The sequence below is a fragment of the Microcoleus sp. MOSTC5 genome, from assembly GCF_036701825.1.
Classification (GTDB): domain Bacteria; phylum Cyanobacteriota; class Cyanobacteriia; order Cyanobacteriales; family Microcoleaceae; genus Microcoleus; species Microcoleus asticus.
Genome location: NZ_JAUBRK010000079.1, coordinates 1 through 19,714, shown reverse-complemented (window position 1 = coordinate 19,714; position 19,714 = coordinate 1). Strand labels below are relative to the sequence as shown.

Annotated in this window: 10 protein-coding genes; 5 read left to right on the top strand and 5 right to left on the bottom strand. The window is 44.5% G+C overall.

Annotation, left to right across the window (positions count from 1 at the left end; genetic code table 11):
• Positions 1-34: 34 nt before the first annotated feature.
• The gene (locus tag QUA54_RS29860; RefSeq protein ID WP_333418144.1) at positions 35-3,244 is read right to left on the bottom strand and encodes a glycoside hydrolase family 15 protein; all 3,210 of its coding nucleotides are present in this window, start codon (positions 3,242-3,244) and stop codon (positions 35-37) included.
• A 111-nt stretch (positions 3,245-3,355) separates the two neighbouring features.
• Here QUA54_RS29860 and QUA54_RS29855 point away from each other — a divergent pair, with 111 nt between their 5' ends.
• The 4 genes from QUA54_RS29855 to QUA54_RS29840 all read left to right on the top strand — a co-directional run bounded on the left by QUA54_RS29855 (position 3,356) and on the right by QUA54_RS29840 (position 9,962).
• Entirely contained in the window at positions 3,356-3,493 is a 138-nt protein-coding gene (locus QUA54_RS29855; RefSeq protein ID WP_333190668.1) for a hypothetical protein, read from the top strand.
• A 202-nt stretch (positions 3,494-3,695) separates the two neighbouring features.
• Positions 3,696-4,427: a WecB/TagA/CpsF family glycosyltransferase gene (locus tag QUA54_RS29850; protein ID WP_333418143.1), complete on the top strand. Its 732-nt coding sequence runs from the start codon at positions 3,696-3,698 to the stop codon at positions 4,425-4,427.
• Between the two features lie 292 nt (positions 4,428-4,719).
• On the top strand, positions 4,720-6,414 hold the full coding sequence (locus QUA54_RS29845) for an AAA-like domain-containing protein (protein WP_333418141.1): 1,695 nt from the start codon (positions 4,720-4,722) through the stop codon (positions 6,412-6,414).
• On the top strand, positions 6,414-9,962 hold the full coding sequence (locus QUA54_RS29840; RefSeq protein WP_333418139.1) for a WD40 domain-containing protein: 3,549 nt from the start codon (positions 6,414-6,416) through the stop codon (positions 9,960-9,962). Before QUA54_RS29845 ends, QUA54_RS29840 begins: the two co-directional genes overlap by 1 nt.
• Positions 9,963-9,989: 27 nt before the next feature.
• On the opposite strand, the gene QUA54_RS29835 is transcribed toward QUA54_RS29840, so the two are convergent.
• Together QUA54_RS29835 and QUA54_RS29830 are read right to left on the bottom strand one after the other, a co-directional pair.
• Positions 9,990-12,155, bottom strand: coding sequence for a caspase family protein (locus QUA54_RS29835; protein WP_333418137.1), 2,166 nt, complete (start codon positions 12,153-12,155; stop codon positions 9,990-9,992).
• A gap of 90 nt (positions 12,156-12,245) precedes the next feature.
• On the bottom strand, positions 12,246-16,340 hold the full coding sequence (locus QUA54_RS29830; protein ID WP_333418135.1) for an nSTAND1 domain-containing NTPase: 4,095 nt from the start codon (positions 16,338-16,340) through the stop codon (positions 12,246-12,248).
• A gap of 454 nt (positions 16,341-16,794) precedes the next feature.
• On the opposite strand from QUA54_RS29830, the gene QUA54_RS29825 reads away from it, so the two are divergent.
• Entirely contained in the window at positions 16,795-17,274 is a 480-nt protein-coding gene (locus tag QUA54_RS29825) for a hypothetical protein (protein ID WP_333418133.1), read from the top strand.
• 74 nt (positions 17,275-17,348) lie between these two features.
• Here the strand turns inward: QUA54_RS29825 and QUA54_RS29820 are convergent, their stop codons facing one another.
• The gene (locus QUA54_RS29820) at positions 17,349-18,251 is read right to left on the bottom strand and encodes a peptidoglycan-binding protein (RefSeq protein ID WP_333418131.1); all 903 of its coding nucleotides are present in this window, start codon (positions 18,249-18,251) and stop codon (positions 17,349-17,351) included.
• Between the two features lie 139 nt (positions 18,252-18,390).
• Complete coding sequence (locus tag QUA54_RS29815) at positions 18,391-19,236, bottom strand: glycoside hydrolase family protein (RefSeq protein ID WP_333418129.1); 846 nt, start codon at positions 19,234-19,236, stop codon at positions 18,391-18,393.
• Positions 19,237-19,714: the final 478 nt, after the last annotated feature.

Genomic DNA, 19,714 nt, shown 5'->3' with positions numbered 1-19,714 from the left:
CCGCTAAAATCTAAAATCGGAATTCCCACTCAATCTATCCAAACTTCGTCAAAAATCGGAAAGCATCGAGTACGTGACTCGCACAAACGTAAGGGGAAGTATTGTAAAAAGCTTGCCAAGCCGTCGCTTTATCTTCGTCGTATTTATCTGCTCTTTCCAAGTGTTTACCCATCCAATTCAGCCGCACCGCGTGACCGACTAATACATCTAAAACGATGTATTCTTCTACTTGCAATTCTGGATTGCGCTGGCCAATTGCCGCCAACTCCATCAGCGCCTCAATATTGACTTGTCTGTATTCTGGTGCCACAATTTTATTCAGCAAATGCTCGATTTGTAGCGCGAAATTCTTTTCACCAGGCGTCATTTCCGATAATATAATATGGCTATCTAACCGATTGCGCCGCTCTAATTTATCGCCAATAATCAAGCCTTTGCAGTGTCGCAGAAGTCCCCAAACACTCGGATAAAAATCTTTCGGTACGCGATTGACTGCACCTTCCATTTGCCGCTTCCGCCGCCATCCTCCCGCAGGCATTTGCGGTTCTTCGGAAACTGGCGCTACTACCCATTCAATATCTTTTTCCGGCTGTTTCACACGCAGGGATTCTTGCTGTTTGAGGATTTGATTCATTTCCTCGTATTCTGTCAACACTTGGCGCAGGCGATTTTTGATTTCAAAAGGGCTTAGCTGCATTAAATGTTCGTAAGCTTCATTCTGCGTCACTCCTAATTCGCGGGCTAATTCGCTTGTTAACAGCAGAATAAAGTAGCTAACTCTCAGTGTCAGCAGACCTTTAAATAAGTGTGGTTCTGCTTTAATGAGGACGCTGAGGTAAATTAGAATTTCTTGGGTGAGAACTCGATCGCGAATGTCTTCTCCGCAGAAACCGCGAATTTTTTCCATTACTTCCGTATAAGAACCCGGCCGCGAAATTATCGAATCTTCGCTGTAGGCTTTCCCCACAGCAATCTGTTTTTGCCGCACCAAAATATCTGTCACCGCATCGGACAAGCTGATATCAACTTTGTCCAGCAAACCTGCGGCATGGCGGATGACAGCCCATTGGATTTTCGATTGCGAACTTTCTCCAGCTTTTGTATAAACTTCGTTAAGTAAATCCACAACTTGTACTGTTTCTGCCGCACCTCCAAATCCGGTATCAAAATTTAATCCTTTGAGGCGAACTAACGTGTGCAGCAACTCAATTTGTTCGTACAAATTTTCTGAATCGCGCAGGCTAGTTAGCAAGAATTGAGTATTAGTTTCGCACTCTAATTTAAATTCTTGCGTGTGACCCAAAGGCCAAGTTTTTTCAGGATTGTAAGTTAGATAGCTGCGCGTTTCTACTGCACCTGTCACCGGAGATTCGGTAAATTCAAAATCGTGCATGAAATCAATTCTTTCGGTGCCAGCAGTCAGCATTAACTGCTTAAGATTTCCGAGTTTAACTGGCGTGTTGTTACAGTGTCCATCCCGGAATTCCTTCATTAATTCTAACAACGCTTCCCGGCCGGTTTCCAGCATCGTGTGAGTCAGCATCAGCGTTACCGTGGGGCGTCCCAACTGATACCAGTGGCGGTGAATGTGAGCTATTTCGCTTTTGATTTTAGATACTAGGAAATGGTAGTCTAGAGTTAGGTAAAATTCTTGTCTGTCCAAAAATGAGGGGAGAAATACGATCGCTTCTTCGCGAATTTTAAACACCCGAGAAGTGGTTAAACTCCGCAGACGGCGCACGGGGCGCCCGGTTAAACCTAATGGGTCGTTGCGTCCAATTTGCGTGTAAATAGCTGATAATTCTTTAGTCTGGCGGACTTGAATTGGTTCTACCTGTTTTGGGGTTTGCGCGGCAATGCCGTTAGCGGCTAATTCTGCTTGCAAATCTTCGTCTTCAGCTAACAGTGCAATTTGCACTAAAGGTTCTCTGTGTTGGCCCACTGATAAGTGCCTTCCCAGCGGGTCGATGTCGCCAACTGCGATTAATCCTTCATTTAGCAATTGGCCGAGAAAATACAAACTTTGCGCCCAAACTAGGGGAATATTTTCATTGGGCAAGCGCTGCTGGCTGCTGGGATTTAACTTTTCTGCTTCTATATTTTCGGCGGGGACGTAGTACAACTCTGGTAGCAGTGGCAAACCAGAGCGATCGACTGCTAGAGATTCCAAACGCTGCTGGTACTCTTGCACTTGGGCTTGATTTCCCTGAAATATGCCGTCCAAAAATAAATAAGTGAAAAATAGCGGCCACTCGCATTCAATGTGCTCGAACTGCCTTAATTCTGTGGGTTCGTAGTGCAGGCGATCGGCATCTTCCAACACTGTTTGGTGTCCGTCCCGCAGAAACCGCTTGCAGCCGTATTTTCCTTGCAACTTGTCAATAATTTTATTCCGAGTCCGTTCTATTAATTCTCGGTCTTCAACAGCAAAAGCCGGAAAACTAATCACACTCAATAAAGCGGCATCTACTTCTTTTGAACTAGATTCGCGAGGCAAAAGCGATTCCAAAGTTATGCGACTCCTGGCAATTTCGTCTGGCAAAACGTGAATAACAGATGCTTGAGAACCTTTAATTCCGAACAAATCCAACCCATTTATTGCTTCCAGTGCTGCTTTTGCCATGCCAACTGAACTGGCGTTCAATTCTGCATTGCCGCGATTGATTTTATGGCCTCTTTCCCAAATTCCGTAATCCGGCGTGCGGTAGGCTCTACCGATGTAGTAAACTAAATTCTGCACGAAATTGACTTCATCAATTGTAAAAATTACGTGCAGCCCGGAAGCCGTCATTTGAGCAAGAATTAATAAGAATATAGATGTAGCGTCTAACTGTAAATGTCCCCACTTGTCATCACCAACAACAATACTTCCAGTTTGAGTATTATATTTAGCGTGCAGGGCATCTAGCGGCGATTGAGTATTTTTAAAATATTCTACTTTGCTCGATTGCTGCATCATCGCAAACAGCAAGCCGCGCATCAGTTTGACTGTGCCGTGTTCTAGTTCAAATGTTCTGCCGCGATCGCCATCAATTTTGCGGTAAGCTAAACCCAAACCCCAAACTGCAAGAATGCTGTACACGTTGTCGCGCACCCAAGCATCGGTGTAGTCGCCGTGGGCGTTAACGGCGGTACTCGCCGGCAGCAAACCCGTAATTGGGTTCTGACGCTTGAGAATGACGGTTTTGATTTGTTGGTAGTAATAATCTAACCTCGTTTGTCGCTGAGTTGTTGCGATCGCCATTTCGTTTTCCTTGTTTTTCCTGATGCGAGCCGAATTGCGGTGAATAGACTTTTAAATATATCAGAGTTCAGATTATTTCTCAAGTTTTGCAAACACAAAAAGGTGATTGCCATGTCTAGCCGCAACAACAATAACAACACCGTTCCTTTCGTAAAAATTGTCTACTCTACAGTGAAAATTAATGGTAAAATTGAGCTAGTACCGATGGAATGGTACGCTGACGGCTCTGTCAAAAAAATTGAACACTAATGCTCGATCGCACTTGGCAGCCTAACTCTAATGGACTTGCGCGCCGCGTACAAAAAACCCGGTTTCTAGGCCACGGAATGATGACTTAACAGAATCTTTGTGGCACAAACCGGGTTTTTTGCGTCCAAAAGTAGTCTAGCATCGATCGCCAATCTAAGCTAATTTAAATAACTAGGTGTGTAGGAATCTCAAAGAAAAAAATATGGATCGATCGCAGCCGCAATTTTCAGTGCTGGGACTACCAGTTCACATATTAGATGATTATGCAGGTTGGCTGATGCAGCGCCTGCATCAAGGGTTGGGAAGTCACGTCGTGACTTTGAATGCTGAAATGGCGATGCAAGCCGAGCAAAATCCGGCTTTAGCGGATGTAATCCGCAAAGCGGAACTGGTGATTCCCGACGGTTCGGGAGTGGTGCTGTACTTGCGGATGCGCGGCAAACCGGCGCAGCGCTATCCGGGGATTGAATTAGCAGAATCGCTGCTGCAAGAAGCCGGAAAATTGCCGGATTCGGAACCAGTATTTTTCTTTGGAGGTTCCCCCGGAGTGGCGGCTGCGGCGGCCAAAACTTGGCAGCAAAAGGTTAACGGATTGTCGATTGCTTCTCAACACGGTTATCTTTCCGCAGATGAAGAGAAAGACTTCCGTGAAAGCCTCAAACAAATGCAACCAAAACTAATTTTTGTCGGCTTGGGAGTGCCTCGCCAAGAGTTTTGGATTGCCGAACACCGACACCTGTGTCCTCAGTCAATTTGGGTGGGAGTAGGCGGCAGTTTCGATATTTGGGCGGGAACAAAAACCCGCGCGCCGGCTTGGTTTTGCGACAATCATTTAGAATGGTTGTACCGGCTTTATCAAGAACCTTGGCGGTGGCGCAGGATGTTAGCTTTGCCACAATTTGCATTGAAAGCTTTGGGAGATTTTCGAGGGTAAAAGTTCTCACTAGAATCGGGTTTACGGGAGTTATGGCTGATATTGCCGATCGCGCGTGAACCCGCCGCTACAATAATTATGGTTAATTTACGTGACATGATACAGTATATTCCCGTAGAGCTAGTAAACTTAATCTAGTAAGTAGATCGGCATGAAAAAACAATAATATCTTGTATGGGCGAGCGCGAGCGAAGATATATAAAAGCCGGCATCAAAGCCTTGTCCTCTTCACTAGATATTCTTGGGGCGGAAACGGAGTAATAGCAAATCACCTTTAGTCAAATTCGGATTTATGAGTAGTTCCCCAAGAAAGAAAAAAACGATCTTGTTTTTAGCAGCGAACCCCAAAAACTCCACTCCCCTGCGCTTAGGTAAAGAGGTTCAGGAAATTTCAGATGCGTTGCAACGCTGTAAAAAGCGTGACAAGTTCCAACTGGAGCAAGAATGGGCAGTAACGCACACGAATATGCGGCGGGCAGTATTAGATTATAATCCGCAGATCGTTCACTTCTCGGGGCATGGTGCAGGAGAGGATGGTTTAGCTTTAGAAGATGAAACCGGGCTGATCAAGTTGGTAAGCGTACAAGCCTTAGCAGCCTTATTTGAAGTATTTATGGATCAGGTTGAATGCGTCGTGCTGAATGCCTGTTATTCAGAAGTGCAAGCAAATGCGATCGCACGTCATATACCATATGTTATTGGTATGAACAAAGCCGTTGGAGATAATGCTGCACGGGAATTCGCCGTGGGTTTTTACGACGCATTAGGCGCGGGGAAATCTATAGAATTTGCCTATAAGCTTGGCTGTGTCAGTATCAGCATGGCAGGTATTCCCGAAGAATTGACTCCGGTACTGAAAAAGAAGTCTGATTTTTATTATGCTCCCGTTAGCGATATACTTGAGGAGTCGTCGCCTGCGGTGGCAAATGTGGGATCATCGCTCCCCTCACCACCTGTTCCTCTCCTCAATTTAGATAACCCAGAAGGTTCTGTTAGTTTAGATTCACCCCTATATATCGAGCGTCCTCCCATTGAATCGGACTGCTACCAAACTATTGCCAAACCTGGCGCTTTGATTCGAGTGAAAGCACCCCGTAAAATGGGTAAAACTTCTTTATTACAGCGCATTTTACACCATTCAAGAGAACAGGGACATCAAACTGCCTATTTAAACTTTCAATCTGCTGATGGTAATTTTATTAGTAATCTCGATCAGTTGTTGCAATGGTTTTGTGGTGAGATTACCAATGAGTTAAATTTAGAATACCGAGTAGCGGACTACTGGAAACAAGGCATGGGTAGCAAACAAAAATGCGGCAACTATTTTCAGCGCTACCTGTTAGCAACAATTAATACACCATTAACGTTAGGATTAGATGAAGTCGATCGAGTTTTTCAATATCCCCAAATAGCGCAGGAATTCTTTGGTTTACTGCGGGCGTGGCACGAAAAAGGAAAAAACGAACCAGCTTGGAAAAAACTACGTTTAGTAATTTCCTATTCCAAAGAAGTTTATATTCCCCTGAATATCAACCAGTCGCCTTTTAATGTAGGTTTACCAATTGAGCTACCAGAATTTAACCATCAACAAATTGTTGATTTAGTACGAAAACATCAACTGAATTGGCCTGCTCGCAAAATAGAACAATTAATTGGCATGGTAGATGGGCATCCCTACCTGTTAAGAAAAGCCCTTTATGAAATTGCTCGCGGTTATTTAACCTTAGAGGAATTTTTACAGATTGCGCCTACTGAAGAAGGAATTTACGGCGATCATTTACGCCATCATTTAATTAATCTCACTGCAGATCCAAATTTGGAAGCAGCAATGAAACAAGTAGTTGCTAGTTCGGTTCCGGTACGATTAGAAGCCAATCTAGCGTTTAAACTTCGCAGTTGGGGTTTAGTGAAGTTGCGAGGTAATGATGTGATTCCTCTGTGCAATCTCTGCCGCCTATATTTTAAAGACCGCTTAGGAGTTCGTTAATGAATGGCAAACCCGATTTAAATTACGAATATCAAGTAGGTGGTAGCTTACCAATTGATGCGCCTACTTATGTTAGGAGACAAGCTGACCGAGATTTTTATGAGGGATTAAAGGCGGGAGAATTTTGTTACGTCCTCAACTCGCGACAGATGGGAAAATCTAGCTTGCGGGTGCAGACAATGGCAAGATTGCAGCAAGAAAGATATGCCTGTGCTGCTGTTGATATCACGTCAATTGGCACGTCAGATATTACTCCTAAAGAGTGGTATTTTGGAATTATTGACTCCCTAGTAAACAGTTTTGAACTTTACAATCATTTTGATTCTTATGAATGGTGGACAAGCAATGAATTGATGTCTCCTGTCCAACGCTTCAGCAAGTTTATCGGAGAAGTATTGCTGGAATTAATCGATAAATATATCGTGATATTTATTGATGAAATTGATAGTGTATTGGCTTTATCATTTAATATAGATGATTTTTTTGCCGTTATTCGCGATTGTTTTAACCAGCGTGCAGATAAACCAAAATATAATCGCCTAACCTTTGCTTTGATTGGAGTAGCAACACCTTCTGATTTGATTAGTAATTACCTTCGCACTCCTTTTAATATTGGGCGGGCGATTGAGTTAACGGGGTTTCAATTAGCAGAAGCACAACCTTTAGCAGCCGGGTTAGAAACTCTAGAAGAAAATTCTCAAGCTTTGCTGGAAGCAGTATTATCTTGGACTGGCGGACAGCCATTTTTAACCCAGAAAGTTTGTAAATTACTTTTCCCTTATACTAACTCTACATCAATCCAAAATACGGCTGATTCGGTAGAAAATATAGTCAGGGAAAAGGTGATTGAAAATTGGGAAGCACAAGATGAGCCAGAACATTTAAAGACGATTCGAGATCGCATTTTACACAGCAAACAACTTGCTAGTCGGTTGCTGGGACTATATCAGCAAATTTTGCAAGAGTATGAGATTGCGGCTGATGATAGTCCCGAACAAATGGAACTACGTTTAACAGGTTTGGTAGTAAAAAAATCTGCTAAACTTAAAGTCTATAACCAAATTTATAAATGTGTTTTTAATGCTGATTGGATAGAAAAACAATTAGCTGATCTCCGTCCATACAGCGAAAGTTTTAAAGCTTGGCAAGATTCTGATTGCCAAGATGAATCGCGACTGTTGCGGGGTCAGGCGTTGCAAGATGCTCAAACTTGGGCAGTCGGCAAAAGTTTGAGCGATTTTGATTATCATTTTTTAAATGCCAGTCGGGAATTACAACAACGGGAATTTGAACGAAAATTTGAAGCTCAGAGACAAGCTAATCAAATTTTGACTGAAGCGAATCAGACGCTAACCAAGGCACAGCAAAAGGCACGATGGATTACAATTGGAACCTCTCTTTTTGCTGTGGCGGCTATCTTAATTGCAACTGGGGCAACTGTTTTTGCGGGGAAGCAAGTCACTCAAGCTAATAATTTATCAAATACCATCCAGGAAAGTGCTTTTTCCAATCAATCATTTATTTCTGGACTGACATTTCAAGCACTGCTGGAAGCATTGAAGGCAGGGCAAGGATTTAAACAACTAGATGCTTCAGCCGACACGACAAAAGACATCAAAGGACAAGTGATGGGTGCGCTGCAACAAGCAGTTTCCGAAGTAAAAGAGCGTAATAGTTTAGAAGGATATAGCAATTCCGTATTTAGCGTCGCTTTTAGTCCAGATGGCAAGACATTGGCTTCTGCTAGCGGTGACAACACCATCAAACTGTGGAACCTGCAAACCGGAAAACCCATTGCTACCCTGACTGGGCATAGCCTTTTGGTCAGAAGCGTCGCTTTTAGTCCAGATGGCAAGACATTGGCTTCTGCAAGCGCTGACAACACCATCAAACTGTGGAACCTGCAAACCGGAAAACCCATTGCTACCCTCACTGGACATAGGAATGAGGTCACTAGCATCGCTTTTAGTCCAGATGGCAAAACCCTGGCTTCTGCAAGCGCTGACAACACCATCAAACTGTGGAACCTGCAAACCCAAAAAAACATCAAAACCCTCAGAGGACATAGCAGTGCAGTCAATAACGTCGCCTTTAGTCCAGATGGCTTGACCTTGGCTGCTGCTAGCGCTGACAAGACCATCAAACTGTGGAACCTACAAACCCAAAAAGAACTCGCGACTTTCAACGGGGATAGCAGTTTTGTCAATAGCGTCGCATGGAGTCCCGATGGCAAGACATTGGCTGCTGCTAACGCTGACAACACCATCAAACTGTGGAACCTGCAAACTCAAAAACCCATCAAAACCCTCACTGGGCATAGCAGTTTTGTCAATAGCGTCGCATGGAGTCCCGATGGCAAGACATTGGCTTCTGCTGGCGCCGACAAGACCATCAAACTGTGGAACCTGCAAACCAAAGAAGCCATTGCCACTCTCACTGGGCATAGCAGTTTTGTCAATAGCGTCGCATGGAGTCCCGATGGCAAGACATTGGCTTCTGCAAGCGGTGACAACACGATCAAACTGTGGAATCTGCCAACCCAAAAAAATATCAAAACCCTGACTAGGTATAGCAGTGCGGTCAATAGCGTCGCGATTAGTCCAAATGGCTTGACCTTGGCTGCTGCTAGCGGTGACAACACCATCAAACTGTGGAACCTGCAAACTCAAAAACCCATCACCACCCTCACTGGGCATAGCAGTTTTGTCAATAGCGTCGCATGGAGTCCCGATGGCAAGACATTGGCTTCTGCTAGCGCCGACAAGACCATCAAACTGTGGAACCTGCAAACCAAAGAAGCCATTGCCACCCTCACTGGGCATAGCAGTTTTGTCAATAGCGTCGCATGGAGTCCCGATGGCAAGACATTGGCTTCTACTAGCGGTGGCAAGACCATCAAACTGTGGAACCTGCAAACCCAAAAAAACATCAAAGCTCTGACTGGGCATAGCTATGGGGTCAATAGCGTCGCATGGAGTCCCGATGGCAAGACATTGGCTTCTGCTAGCAATGACAAAACCATCAAACTCTGGAACCTGCAAACCCAAAAAACCATCAGAACCCTCACCGGGCATAGCGATCAGGTCAATAGCATTGCATTTAGTCCCGATGGCTTGACCTTGGCTTCTGCTAGCGGTGACAACACCATCAAACTATGGAACCTGCAAATCCAAAAATCCATCGCCACCCTCACCGGGCATAGCAATGGGGTCAATAGCGTCGCCTTTAGTCCAGATGGCAAGACATTGGCTTCTGCAAGCTATGACAAGACGATCAAACTGTGGAACCTGCAAACCCAAAAACCTCTCGCGACTCTCACCGGACATAGCGATCGGGTCAATAGCGTTACCTTTAGTGCCGATGGCAAGACTTTGGCTTCTGCTAGCGCCGACAACACCATCAAACTGTGGACTTGGGATTTCGATAAACTGATGGCATTAGGCTGCGAGTCAGTCAGTGATTATCTCAAAAACAACCCGAAAGTGACAGCAGAGGATAAACAGATGTGTTCTGATTACCTCAACCAAAAGTCAATCAAAAAGGACTAGGCAAAAACAGCCAGCAAAATGCGCGCACTACATTTTTTTCACCACCACTTCCACCTTTTCCGTCGTCCATTCCTCACTCGCATCAGTCACCACCCTAATATTGCGCTGCGGGTTATCTTCATCCACAACTGCTGACAATAATTGTTCCAACGCATTCTTCGGTTTTTGATTCCCAAATCCTTTCCGAGATTGATCTAAGGATGGCAATTCTAAGAATTGAAAATTCGTTGCATCCACTGTCGCAAATACTTTAATGACATCTACCCCTTCCTGATAATTTTTTGGTAATTCCATGTCTAAGCGAGTTTCTCTGTATTGTCCACGATCTACAACTTCATAAGGCGCACCTTTAGGATAGGATTTGACAATACTCAAATCCGCCTGAAGTATCAACGCAGAAATATTTAAAGTGCGATTGGATTCATTGTGAATTCGCAAGACAACCCCCCGTTCGCCTACTTCCAATACAGGAACATTACCATCAGCATTCAAAACTACCTGTTCGCGTTTTACTGATTTAATCACCTCCACCTTAAGTTTGCCATTTAACCGAGCAAAAGCATCCTCATTATCCAGATCCAAAATAGTCTCATATCTGGCAACATGGATTAAGCGATCGATTAGCTTTTTGGCAGCTTCAGGTTCATCTACTTCGATCGGAAACAGAAGATTTTTGATAGGTTCTTTATTCGCATCCAAAATCCAATATTCTCCTTCTGAATTTAGGGAAACAAAATAATCCACATTCTCCTCTTTCTCTGCTTCCGAACAGAATTCTATCCAGCGATGACCTTCAACTTGCTCTTTTTTTGCTTTGAGGATATCTGGCAGCATTGCCACATTTACACCAGAAATTTGCGGTAACGGGTCAGGCAGAATAACCCGAACTTTCCGAATTTGTTTCCACCCTGGACTCAAATAGACAGCCGGGGAACCAATTTCAATTATTCCTTCTCTTAATTTAGGAGTGAGTTCTCTGGTTGTAAATTCGTTGTGTAACCCCGTTACTTCGGCCCAACAGTCGGATGCTCCCAATTCTACTACTTTAACCGTAGCAATTCGCTGTTCGCTGTCCTCAAAATTCCACGTCCCGAATCGAAAGATATCGAATTCTGCCCCTTTTTTAAGGACGCTAGCTTCACCCATTTGCAATTGGACTCGGTTTTTTGTAATATCTATTTTCATCACTGGCACGGTGCGGGTAGTGCGCGTAACAGGTACACTACGGAGAAGGGATGCGCCCGGAGTGAAGGAGACAGATTGACCGCCCAAAAAAGTGCGATTTGTCTCGCCTATCAACATCGGTGTTTGTCGGTCAAAGTCATTGTGAACTAGATTAGAAATGCGATCGTATAAGTTGTTAACAGGAATCTCTGTCCCGTATTCTCGCAAAGCTTTTAGTAAATAATAAGTTAAAGCGCCGTTGCGTTCCGTCCCTTCAAAAATCTTTTCAATAGCCAATTCATTATCTCGGCAAGCTGCTATTAAGGTATAACCTTTCGGTTCTGGTAATAAACCATTGACGACGGTAATATTGCGACTATTTTCTGTTGAAGCTTGCCAATTTTGTGCTAGTTCCTGAAGTGGTGCAACTAAACTATCTGTATGTCGGGAAGTGGTGTCAATAAAACCGCCCTTGCGTATACTCCAGTCATCTGTTTCTATATCTCTGGTTGCGCCACCGGAATGACAGCTATCGAGTACCAGGGTTACAACTAACTCTTTTGCCACCATTTCTTCCAGGAGTTTGGCAAATTCCAAATCGCGCAAATAGCGTGAGTTTGGTTGACCGATATCGCAGGGAACTAAGGCTTCATCTAAACCCATAGAACCCTTGAGGCTTTCAAAAATTGTTTTCGCCCGTCCGCCGTGACCGGAGTAGTGAATATATACTCGGTCTTGAGGTTGGGCTTTGGCGGTTAGTTCTTTGAATTTGGCGACGATATTTTCATAAGTTGGTAGGAGTTCCGGGGGTTCTTGCGGTTGGTTGGGATTGTCGGAAGCAGTCGCGGTGAGTTTAATAATTTGATCTGGTGTGAGGTTGAAGGTGTCTTTTAAATAGGTTTCGACGTGGTTGATATCTTGAACGCATCCTCGCAGGTTTTTGTAGTAGTTACCTTCTGGTAAACGATGGGGGAAGTAGAAATTGATGCCGATGAGGAGGGCGTAGAAGTTGGGGGTTTGGTTTGTCATGGTTTTTGGTGGGTAAGGGGTTTGGGAAAAGTTGGATTTTTATATGGGAGTGAAGTAGAAGTTTTTTATGCAGTTTTAAATCTAAAATTATCAAAGCTTTTTGCATAAATTTCTGTCAATTTCCAGGGCATCTTCATCATTAGGATTAGGTATTAGGTAATTCTCTATAAAATTGCATCCTTCTTTGACTAAATAATCAAAATCTAACCGCCACAGTCTTACCTTGTTGTCACTACTACCAGTTGCAAGCAGCTTACTATCGGGACTGAAACTGACGCTATTAACCCAGTTTGTATACTCACTAAGGGTTTTAATTTCCTTTCCTGTGCTGGTATCCCACAGTTTTGCGGTGTTGTCATGACTTCCAGAAGCCAATAGCTTGTTATCGGGGCTGAAGCTAACGCCCACAACCTCGGCGGTATGTCCGGTGAGGGTTTTAATTTCCTTACCTGTAGTGGTATCCCACAGTTTCACTGTGTTGTCACCACTGCCAGAAGCTAACAGTTTACCATCGCGACTGAAGCTAACGTCCAAAACTGCGTTTGTGTGTCCAGAGAAGGTTTTGATTTGTTTGCCAGTGGTGCTATCCCAAAGTTTTACTGTCTTGTCACGACTACCAGAAGCTAACAGCTTGCCATCAGGGCTAAAGCTGATGCTAAAAACCTCGTCTGTATGACCAGTGAGAGTTTTGATTTGTTTGCCAGTGGTGCTATCCCAAAGTTTTACTGTCTTGTCACTACTGCCAGAAGCCAGAACCTTACCATCAGGGCTGAAGCTGATGCTACTAACCGGGTTTGTATGACCACTGAGAGTTTTGATTTGTTTGCCAGTGGTGCTATTCCAAAGTTTTACTGTCTTGTCACTACTACTAGAAGCCAGAACCTTACCATCAGGGCTGAAGCTGACGCTACTAACCGGGTTTGTATGCCTAGTAAGGATTTTGATTTGTTTGCCTGTGAGTGTATTCCACAATTTCACTGTTCTGTCACTACTGCCAGAAGCCAGAACCTTACTATCAGGGCTGAAGCTGACGCTTAGAACCTCGTCTGTATGACCAGTGAGAGTTTTGATTTGTTTGCCTGTGGCTGTATTCCACAATTTTGCTGTTCTGTCACTACTGCCAGAAGCCAGAACCTTACTATCAGGACTGAAGCTGACGCTACTAACCGCGTTTGTGTGCCCAGTGAGGGTTTTAATTGCTTTGCCTGTGACTGTATTCCACAATTTCACTGTTCTGTCACCACTGCCAGAAGCTAGCACCTTACTATCAGGGCTGAAGCTGACGCTATTAACCCAGCCTGTATGCCTAAGCCCAGAGAAGGTTTTGATTTCTTTGCCTGTGGTGGTATCCCACAGTTTCACTGTCTTGTCATGGCTGCCAGAAGCTAGCATCTTACCATCGGGGCTAAAGCTGACACCCCAAACCTCGCCTGTATGCCCAGAGAATGTTTTGATTTGTTTGCCTGTAGTGGTATTCCACAATTTCACTGTTGTGTCAGCGCTAGCAGAAGCTAGTACCTTGCCATCGGGGCTAAAGTCGATACCAAAAACCGCGTTTGTATGCCCGGTGAGGGTTTTGATTTCTTTACCAGTGCGGGTATCCCACAATTTTACTGTTGTGTCAGCACTAGCAGAAGCCAGCACCTTACCATCAGGACTAAATCTGACACCATAAATGTTGTCTGTATGCCCGGTGAGGGTTTTGATTTCTTTACCAGTGCGGGTATCCCACAGTTTCACTGTTCTGTCAAAACTGCCAGTTGCCAGCACCTTACCATCAGGACTAAATCTGACACCATAAACCGCGTCTGTATGCCCGGTGAGGGTTTTGATTTCTTTACCAGTGCGGGTATCCCACAATTTCACTATCTTGTCAACACTGCCAGTTGCTAGCACCTTGCCATCGGGGCTGAAGCTGACGCCATAAACCTTGTTTGCGTGTCCGCCCAAGGTGTTTGGTGCTGCCACATTGGAAACTGTATTTAATAATGACAGTTCTACCTGAGTATGGGTATCCGCATCAACCCAAGGTGTACGCTGCATTTGCACAACTGCTTTTAAACTTGTTTTGAGAGCTTGTGACCCATCCAAATACAAAAGCGCATCAGAATATTGAGCCAGAGAATTAATTTCATTGATAGCAGCACTCCGCCAACCAACACCCGCTAGTCCTGCTAAACCCAACGCTATCACCGAAAAGCCACTTAGCCCCATAATTGTCAGTTGTCGCCTGCGTTGCTTCTGTTGTCTCTCTCTATCCCGTTCTTTAACACTAACCTGAATAAAATCTCGTTCCTCCTGCGTCATTTCATCAGCACGTTTACGCAACCAATCTTCTGCCACACTCAACGAGGCACCGCGCAACAAAGCCCCAGAGTCATGGTTATCATTTTTCCACTCCCGCAGGGCCACCTTCAGCCGTTCTTGCCAAGTCCGAAACTGACGGTTAATATTAATCCACTCCCGCAAAGTTGCCCATTCTCGAATCAACGCTTCATGCACTACCTCTACCGTATCTTCCGGTTCTTGCCGTCCCGTCACTACCAAACGAGCTTGATATCCCGCTAAATAACTGACCAAATTCCAGTTATCTTCCCCCACTTCCGCACGAGTAGCAACGCGCCTAGTATCTTCCGTCCCTTCCCCCGGACGCACTAATTGCACAAATATGCGCGGCGCCTGCTTTTTCTCGGTTTCGTTCAGTTTTTGATAAACCTGTTCGGCATGATTGGCAATGGCTTTTTTTACACCGCCAATTTCCTCATAAGCTTGGTGAGTTAAATCTCGGTTTATTTGCTTTTCCCACAAGCGAGTTAGAGCAAATTCTAATAAGGGTAAATTCCCTGGTTCTTTCCCCACATCATCGAGAATGCGTTGGGTTAACTGCGGTTCTAACTGTACTTCCAATTTTTGAGCAGGTAATTCAATTGCTGCCTGTAATTCCTCTCGTTTCATCGAACTGAGTAACTGCGGTGTATACTCTTGCAAGGCATCCCGTAACGGACGATAAGAAAGCACGTAACCGTAAAAATCAGCCCGTAAAGTCAAAACCAATGTAATATTTTCTTGAGCGATCGCCGCTATCAACTCATCTGCAAAACGTTCCTGTTCTTCCTTGACCTGACAAAGGGTGTACAATTCTTCAAATTGGTCTGCAACTAACAACAACCGTTTACCAGGATTACGCTCTAAAATGCGAGATACCACCTGCTGCACGGTGATTCTACCTTGCTGCATATCACCTGCTAATCCCGCTGCTTCCCGCAATTGTTGAGTTTCACCGGCTGCTGGTTCTAATTGCCGCACCAAGGCAAAAGCTAACTGCACAAACGGTTCTTTTCCCGGACGGAAAAAATCAATTAACCAGCTTCCCTCTGTTCGCAATTGGGGAATTAATCCCGCATACACCACAGAAGATTTACCGCTGCCACTGGGCCCAACCACTGCTACCAAAGGTTGTTTGTGCGTTACTTCTACTAAATTACTGACAAATTTTTCCTGTCCGAAAAAGAAGTCGGCATCTTCTTCCCCAAAGGCAGATAATCCTTGGTAAGGATTGGGCGGAATCACATCTTCAACAGCAATTACACCCTGAGCAATCGGAGAATCAATTAAATTCTTTTTTTTGAAAACAGGAGTTTCCTGCTCTCGGAAGCTCATCATCTGCGAGCAACCTAACTCGTAGGCTTCTTCTAAGGTATATCCAGCAGCGATCGCATCATAAAACCCTACAGCAAAGGCAAGGGCTGCTTTATCTCCCACGGCTCGATTCATGCCAATGACATAATTAACGTATTGGCTAATTGCCTCCGCCTGTACTTCGGAATAACAAGCATTGAGAATTACACAATCTACACCTTTCTGGGCAAACAATTTAAACATACTAGCTAGGGCGTTTGTCTGCACCAGCGCCATTTTTCCGGTATCGTCTTCTAGGACAATTCCATCTGCTCCAGCACCATGTCCGCAAAAGTGGACTATGTTGGGTTGATAATCTAAAATAGCTCGGTAAAAGTCACGGGAACGCACGGCCCATTTTTGTTCTAATTTATACTGATCTCGCTTATTTGCCCGTCGCAATCCTTCGTCAATTTCCCGGATCTCTTGCTCCAATCGCAGGGGAGCGGTATTGGTGGGATTGGCTGCCAGAATTAAAATTGTTTTGACTGTGTTGTTGTTAGTCATGAACTCGGGAATTGGTCGGGTTTTCTGGAGCTTTTACTTCTGTTTGCTTAAGGAGAGTTCTTTTATTTAAACTGATAAAGGTCTTTGTATTTCTATACGGTTCAGTCTTAGTATACCAAACTGGCAATAAAATCTTTGATGTGCGTTAAGTAAGTTTACACAGTCACAGAATGTGAAGCTATCATAACCAGTGGGATTGATTTGCTTGAGTTCTTCAACAAATTTAACTGTGTTTGCTTTATTTCCGGTTCGATAGTAACTTTCTGGCGATTTAAATGTTACATACTTAGCAGCAGTTTTATGGGACGATCGCACTTTTTTAAAGAATGGTTAAGATTGCCGATGTGTAGCTAGGCATTCGTTAAGCTATATTGAGGGGTTTTTACTCATCAGCTTCGCAGGTAAAGGATAATCAGCAATATTCTAGTTAACCATAGTCGGGAGACAAGTAATCATGGCAGAAATTGAAGTTATTGTAGAAAGTTTGTGGGAACTTGATGAAGATCAGCTAGCAGCACAAATTGGCGATCGCGCTCAAGCCATAGGGGATGATGCGGCTGGACTTGGAAGCAGAGGGATAGACCCAGCTTCCCTGGATTCTATTGATGTGAATGTTGCCGCTAGAGCATCGATCGATCTCAAGCTCCTAGAAGCTGGCCAGCGATTGTTCGATCGCGTAAACCCCTTAGTTTACGAGCTGATGTGCAAACCCCTCGGAAACGATCCACAGACTCAGAAAATCCTGGATGAAGCGATCGGCCAGAATTACACTAAAGCTGCTGGGATGTTAACTCCTGTTCTAATCTCTGGACTGGGACTTGCTCCTGCTATTGCTACTCTCCTCGCTACGTTGATTATCAAAAAGATTGCCAATTATAGCGCTACTGCAATTTGTGACAATTGGAAGCAAAACCTGCCCAAACCCACAAGCTGAGCTATAAACGGAACTTCCACCGAAGGCGGAGGAAGTTCTGTTCCAGGTTTGGTGAACTCGATCGCGCTAACACCTCAAGCCATTTGTTCGCGGGTTTTGAGAGCGACAATTCCGTCGGGCTTCAAACCTTTTTTCTGCTGAAATTCCTTGACGGCTGTATCTGTTGCCGGCCCAAATTCACCATCAACCCCAACTACAACGCCAGCCTTTTTCAAGCCTTCCTGAAGCTTGATTACATCTGAGCCTTCCATTCTGGGCATCGCCAAGCGCAACGTTCTGGGCTTGTCATCCCACGGGGCTTTAGCAAACCCTTGAGCAGGCGATCGATTAAGTGCATCCTCGGTTTGGGGGCCAAAGCCGCCATCCTCGCTAATCTTTGCATCCGGGTTGTTCTGATTCCAAAGCTGCTGAAATGCGAGTATTGAGTTACTGCGAAGATCGATCGTCCCGTCGCTTATGTAGTCGAAGTGAGGCGGATCGCCCGGTAATGGCTGCCAGCCATATTGCATCAAATAAGATTCCCAGCCTCTGGCATCTTCAATGTCGATCGCTAGCCCTGTTTGGTGATTGCTGGTGCCTGGTGGCGCTACAGGATTAGAGTTGTTGAAGCGATCGTTATACAATAACATTTGCTGAGCGATCGTGCGGTAAGCAGAGTTCACCTGCATCGTTTGACCTCGATCTTGAATGGCTCTCTGAAGTGCCTCTTTTGCCGGGGTTTGTACGTAGGGAAAAGCTGCATCCAGCAAGTCTACATTAAGCTCATCAAAACTGACAAAGGCATCTGGCATCATCCGTTGTAGTTGATAAATCAACTGTTGAGATAAGCCATTGACCACCGCAGTCGAAGACATGGGGGCATCTTGGAGCAATCCCGGGAAACTGCCTCTAAGTTCCAACATATCCCGTTGGACAAATTCTTCACAGGCTTCGATAATTACAGGTTGATTAAATAGAATGTCGCTTGAGTTAGTCATGGTTTTATCCAATCTATTTGAATTTGGTCAGTCCTGGATTCATAAACTCTATCCGTCGGGGATGCACACCGCACCTTACCTCCACAGAGCTTGTGAAAATTCCTAGATTGTGTCAGTGTAATTGGTTACACAATCGATTTTATAGTCCCAATTCTTTACGTGTGTGGACACCGACAACACCATCCGCCGTTAGCCCTTTTTGCTGTTGAAACTGTCGCACAGCACGATCGGTGTCTTTACCAAAAACGCCATCTGCATAAACATTTATTCCTGCCGCGATCAGCGCTTCTTGCACTTGACGCACATCCTCACCTTCCATTATTGGCTCGGTAAGTGTGAGAACCCGAACTTCAGGCATTCCTAAAAACAGAGCTTGCTCGGCTAAGCGCCTGCGTGTCAGCCCTGGCCAGGGTTCACCATTGACTTTATTCCACACAGGAAACTGATTGGCTGCTCCTTGATAATCCCCGTTGTTCAATAGCTTCAGAAGAGTTGAACCTCCAAAACCTTCTGTTCCTGGGCCCACGTTGAAACAGAAGCAAACCAATGCAGAAAACTGGTTGTCATCGATCTCAACTTCAACGGCATCCTCAACATAGGATTCAAACTTTTCTAAATCTTCCCTCAGCAATTCTTCTGCTTGCGTTTGGCTAATAGTCAGTTCTGGATAAACATCATCGCCCGTGTGTCCGTAACCAATTGTCAAAACTCCACCGCCATCATCATAAGCAGTGAGTTCACATCCTTCAAAGGTAGTAAGAAGCTTGAAACCTTCTTGATTGATATGCTTTGAACCTCTTCCTTCTACCACATCAGGAGGTTGTTCGTCTGGAGGATGAATATGATATGTTTTAGCCACACTGAAGCTTAAAGCATCAATTAATGCTTTTACTTGCCCATTAGTCTCTGTGACTTTAATAGCTAGGTCGTCTTTGATTTCGTATACGCGACCATCGCCGAAGAGTTCCAACGATCTTTTTGGCATTTTAGTTTTTCCTTTTTACAAGGTAGGTTCAGTCAAAAGAGGCATCTTGAGTATCCGAACGCAAAAGTTTGGCCTATTTTCAAAATGAGTGAAAAGAGTCTATTAATTAATTATTTCGATCGAAAGTCTTGGCTTGACGGGTAATTTGGTTATTATATAGGTCTGTTCCACAGTAATGTTCGCGATTTGCCCAAACCTTTACAAAAATTCATTCACCTTGACAATCGGCTTTCCCAATCTCTCTGATTCACTACGCGCAGTTTTGGCTCATATTCTGCAGATGTAACTCATCTTATTGCAATAGTCCGGACAGTTTTTAATTCGCAGTCTGAAACCCTGGATTTCCGCTGGGGGGGTAACAACCCGCCCCAAACCCATACTTTGTAAGGATTGAGCCCAAGTGCAGGGGGAACGCATCTTATTGAACACTGTTCATCAGTGGTGAGTAAATTTTGAGATAAATTCACCATTTTTAGAA

Excerpts from the sequence above, each read along its gene's own strand:
- QUA54_RS29860 (WP_333418144.1), bottom strand. The coding sequence starts at position 3,244 with ATGGCGATCGCAACAACTCAGCGACAAACGAGGTTAGATTATTACTAC.
- QUA54_RS29855 (WP_333190668.1), top strand. The coding sequence starts at position 3,356 with ATGTCTAGCCGCAACAACAATAACAACACCGTTCCTTTCGTAAAAATT.
- QUA54_RS29850 (WP_333418143.1), top strand. The coding sequence starts at position 3,696 with ATGGATCGATCGCAGCCGCAATTTTCAGTGCTGGGACTACCAGTTCAC.
- QUA54_RS29845 (WP_333418141.1), top strand. The coding sequence starts at position 4,720 with ATGAGTAGTTCCCCAAGAAAGAAAAAAACGATCTTGTTTTTAGCAGCG.
- QUA54_RS29840 (WP_333418139.1), top strand. The coding sequence starts at position 6,414 with ATGAATGGCAAACCCGATTTAAATTACGAATATCAAGTAGGTGGTAGC.
- QUA54_RS29835 (WP_333418137.1), bottom strand. The coding sequence starts at position 12,155 with ATGACAAACCAAACCCCCAACTTCTACGCCCTCCTCATCGGCATCAAT.
- QUA54_RS29830 (WP_333418135.1), bottom strand. The coding sequence starts at position 16,340 with ATGACTAACAACAACACAGTCAAAACAATTTTAATTCTGGCAGCCAAT.
- QUA54_RS29825 (WP_333418133.1), top strand. The coding sequence starts at position 16,795 with ATGGCAGAAATTGAAGTTATTGTAGAAAGTTTGTGGGAACTTGATGAA.
- QUA54_RS29820 (WP_333418131.1), bottom strand. The coding sequence starts at position 18,251 with ATGACTAACTCAAGCGACATTCTATTTAATCAACCTGTAATTATCGAA.
- QUA54_RS29815 (WP_333418129.1), bottom strand. The coding sequence starts at position 19,236 with ATGCCAAAAAGATCGTTGGAACTCTTCGGCGATGGTCGCGTATACGAA.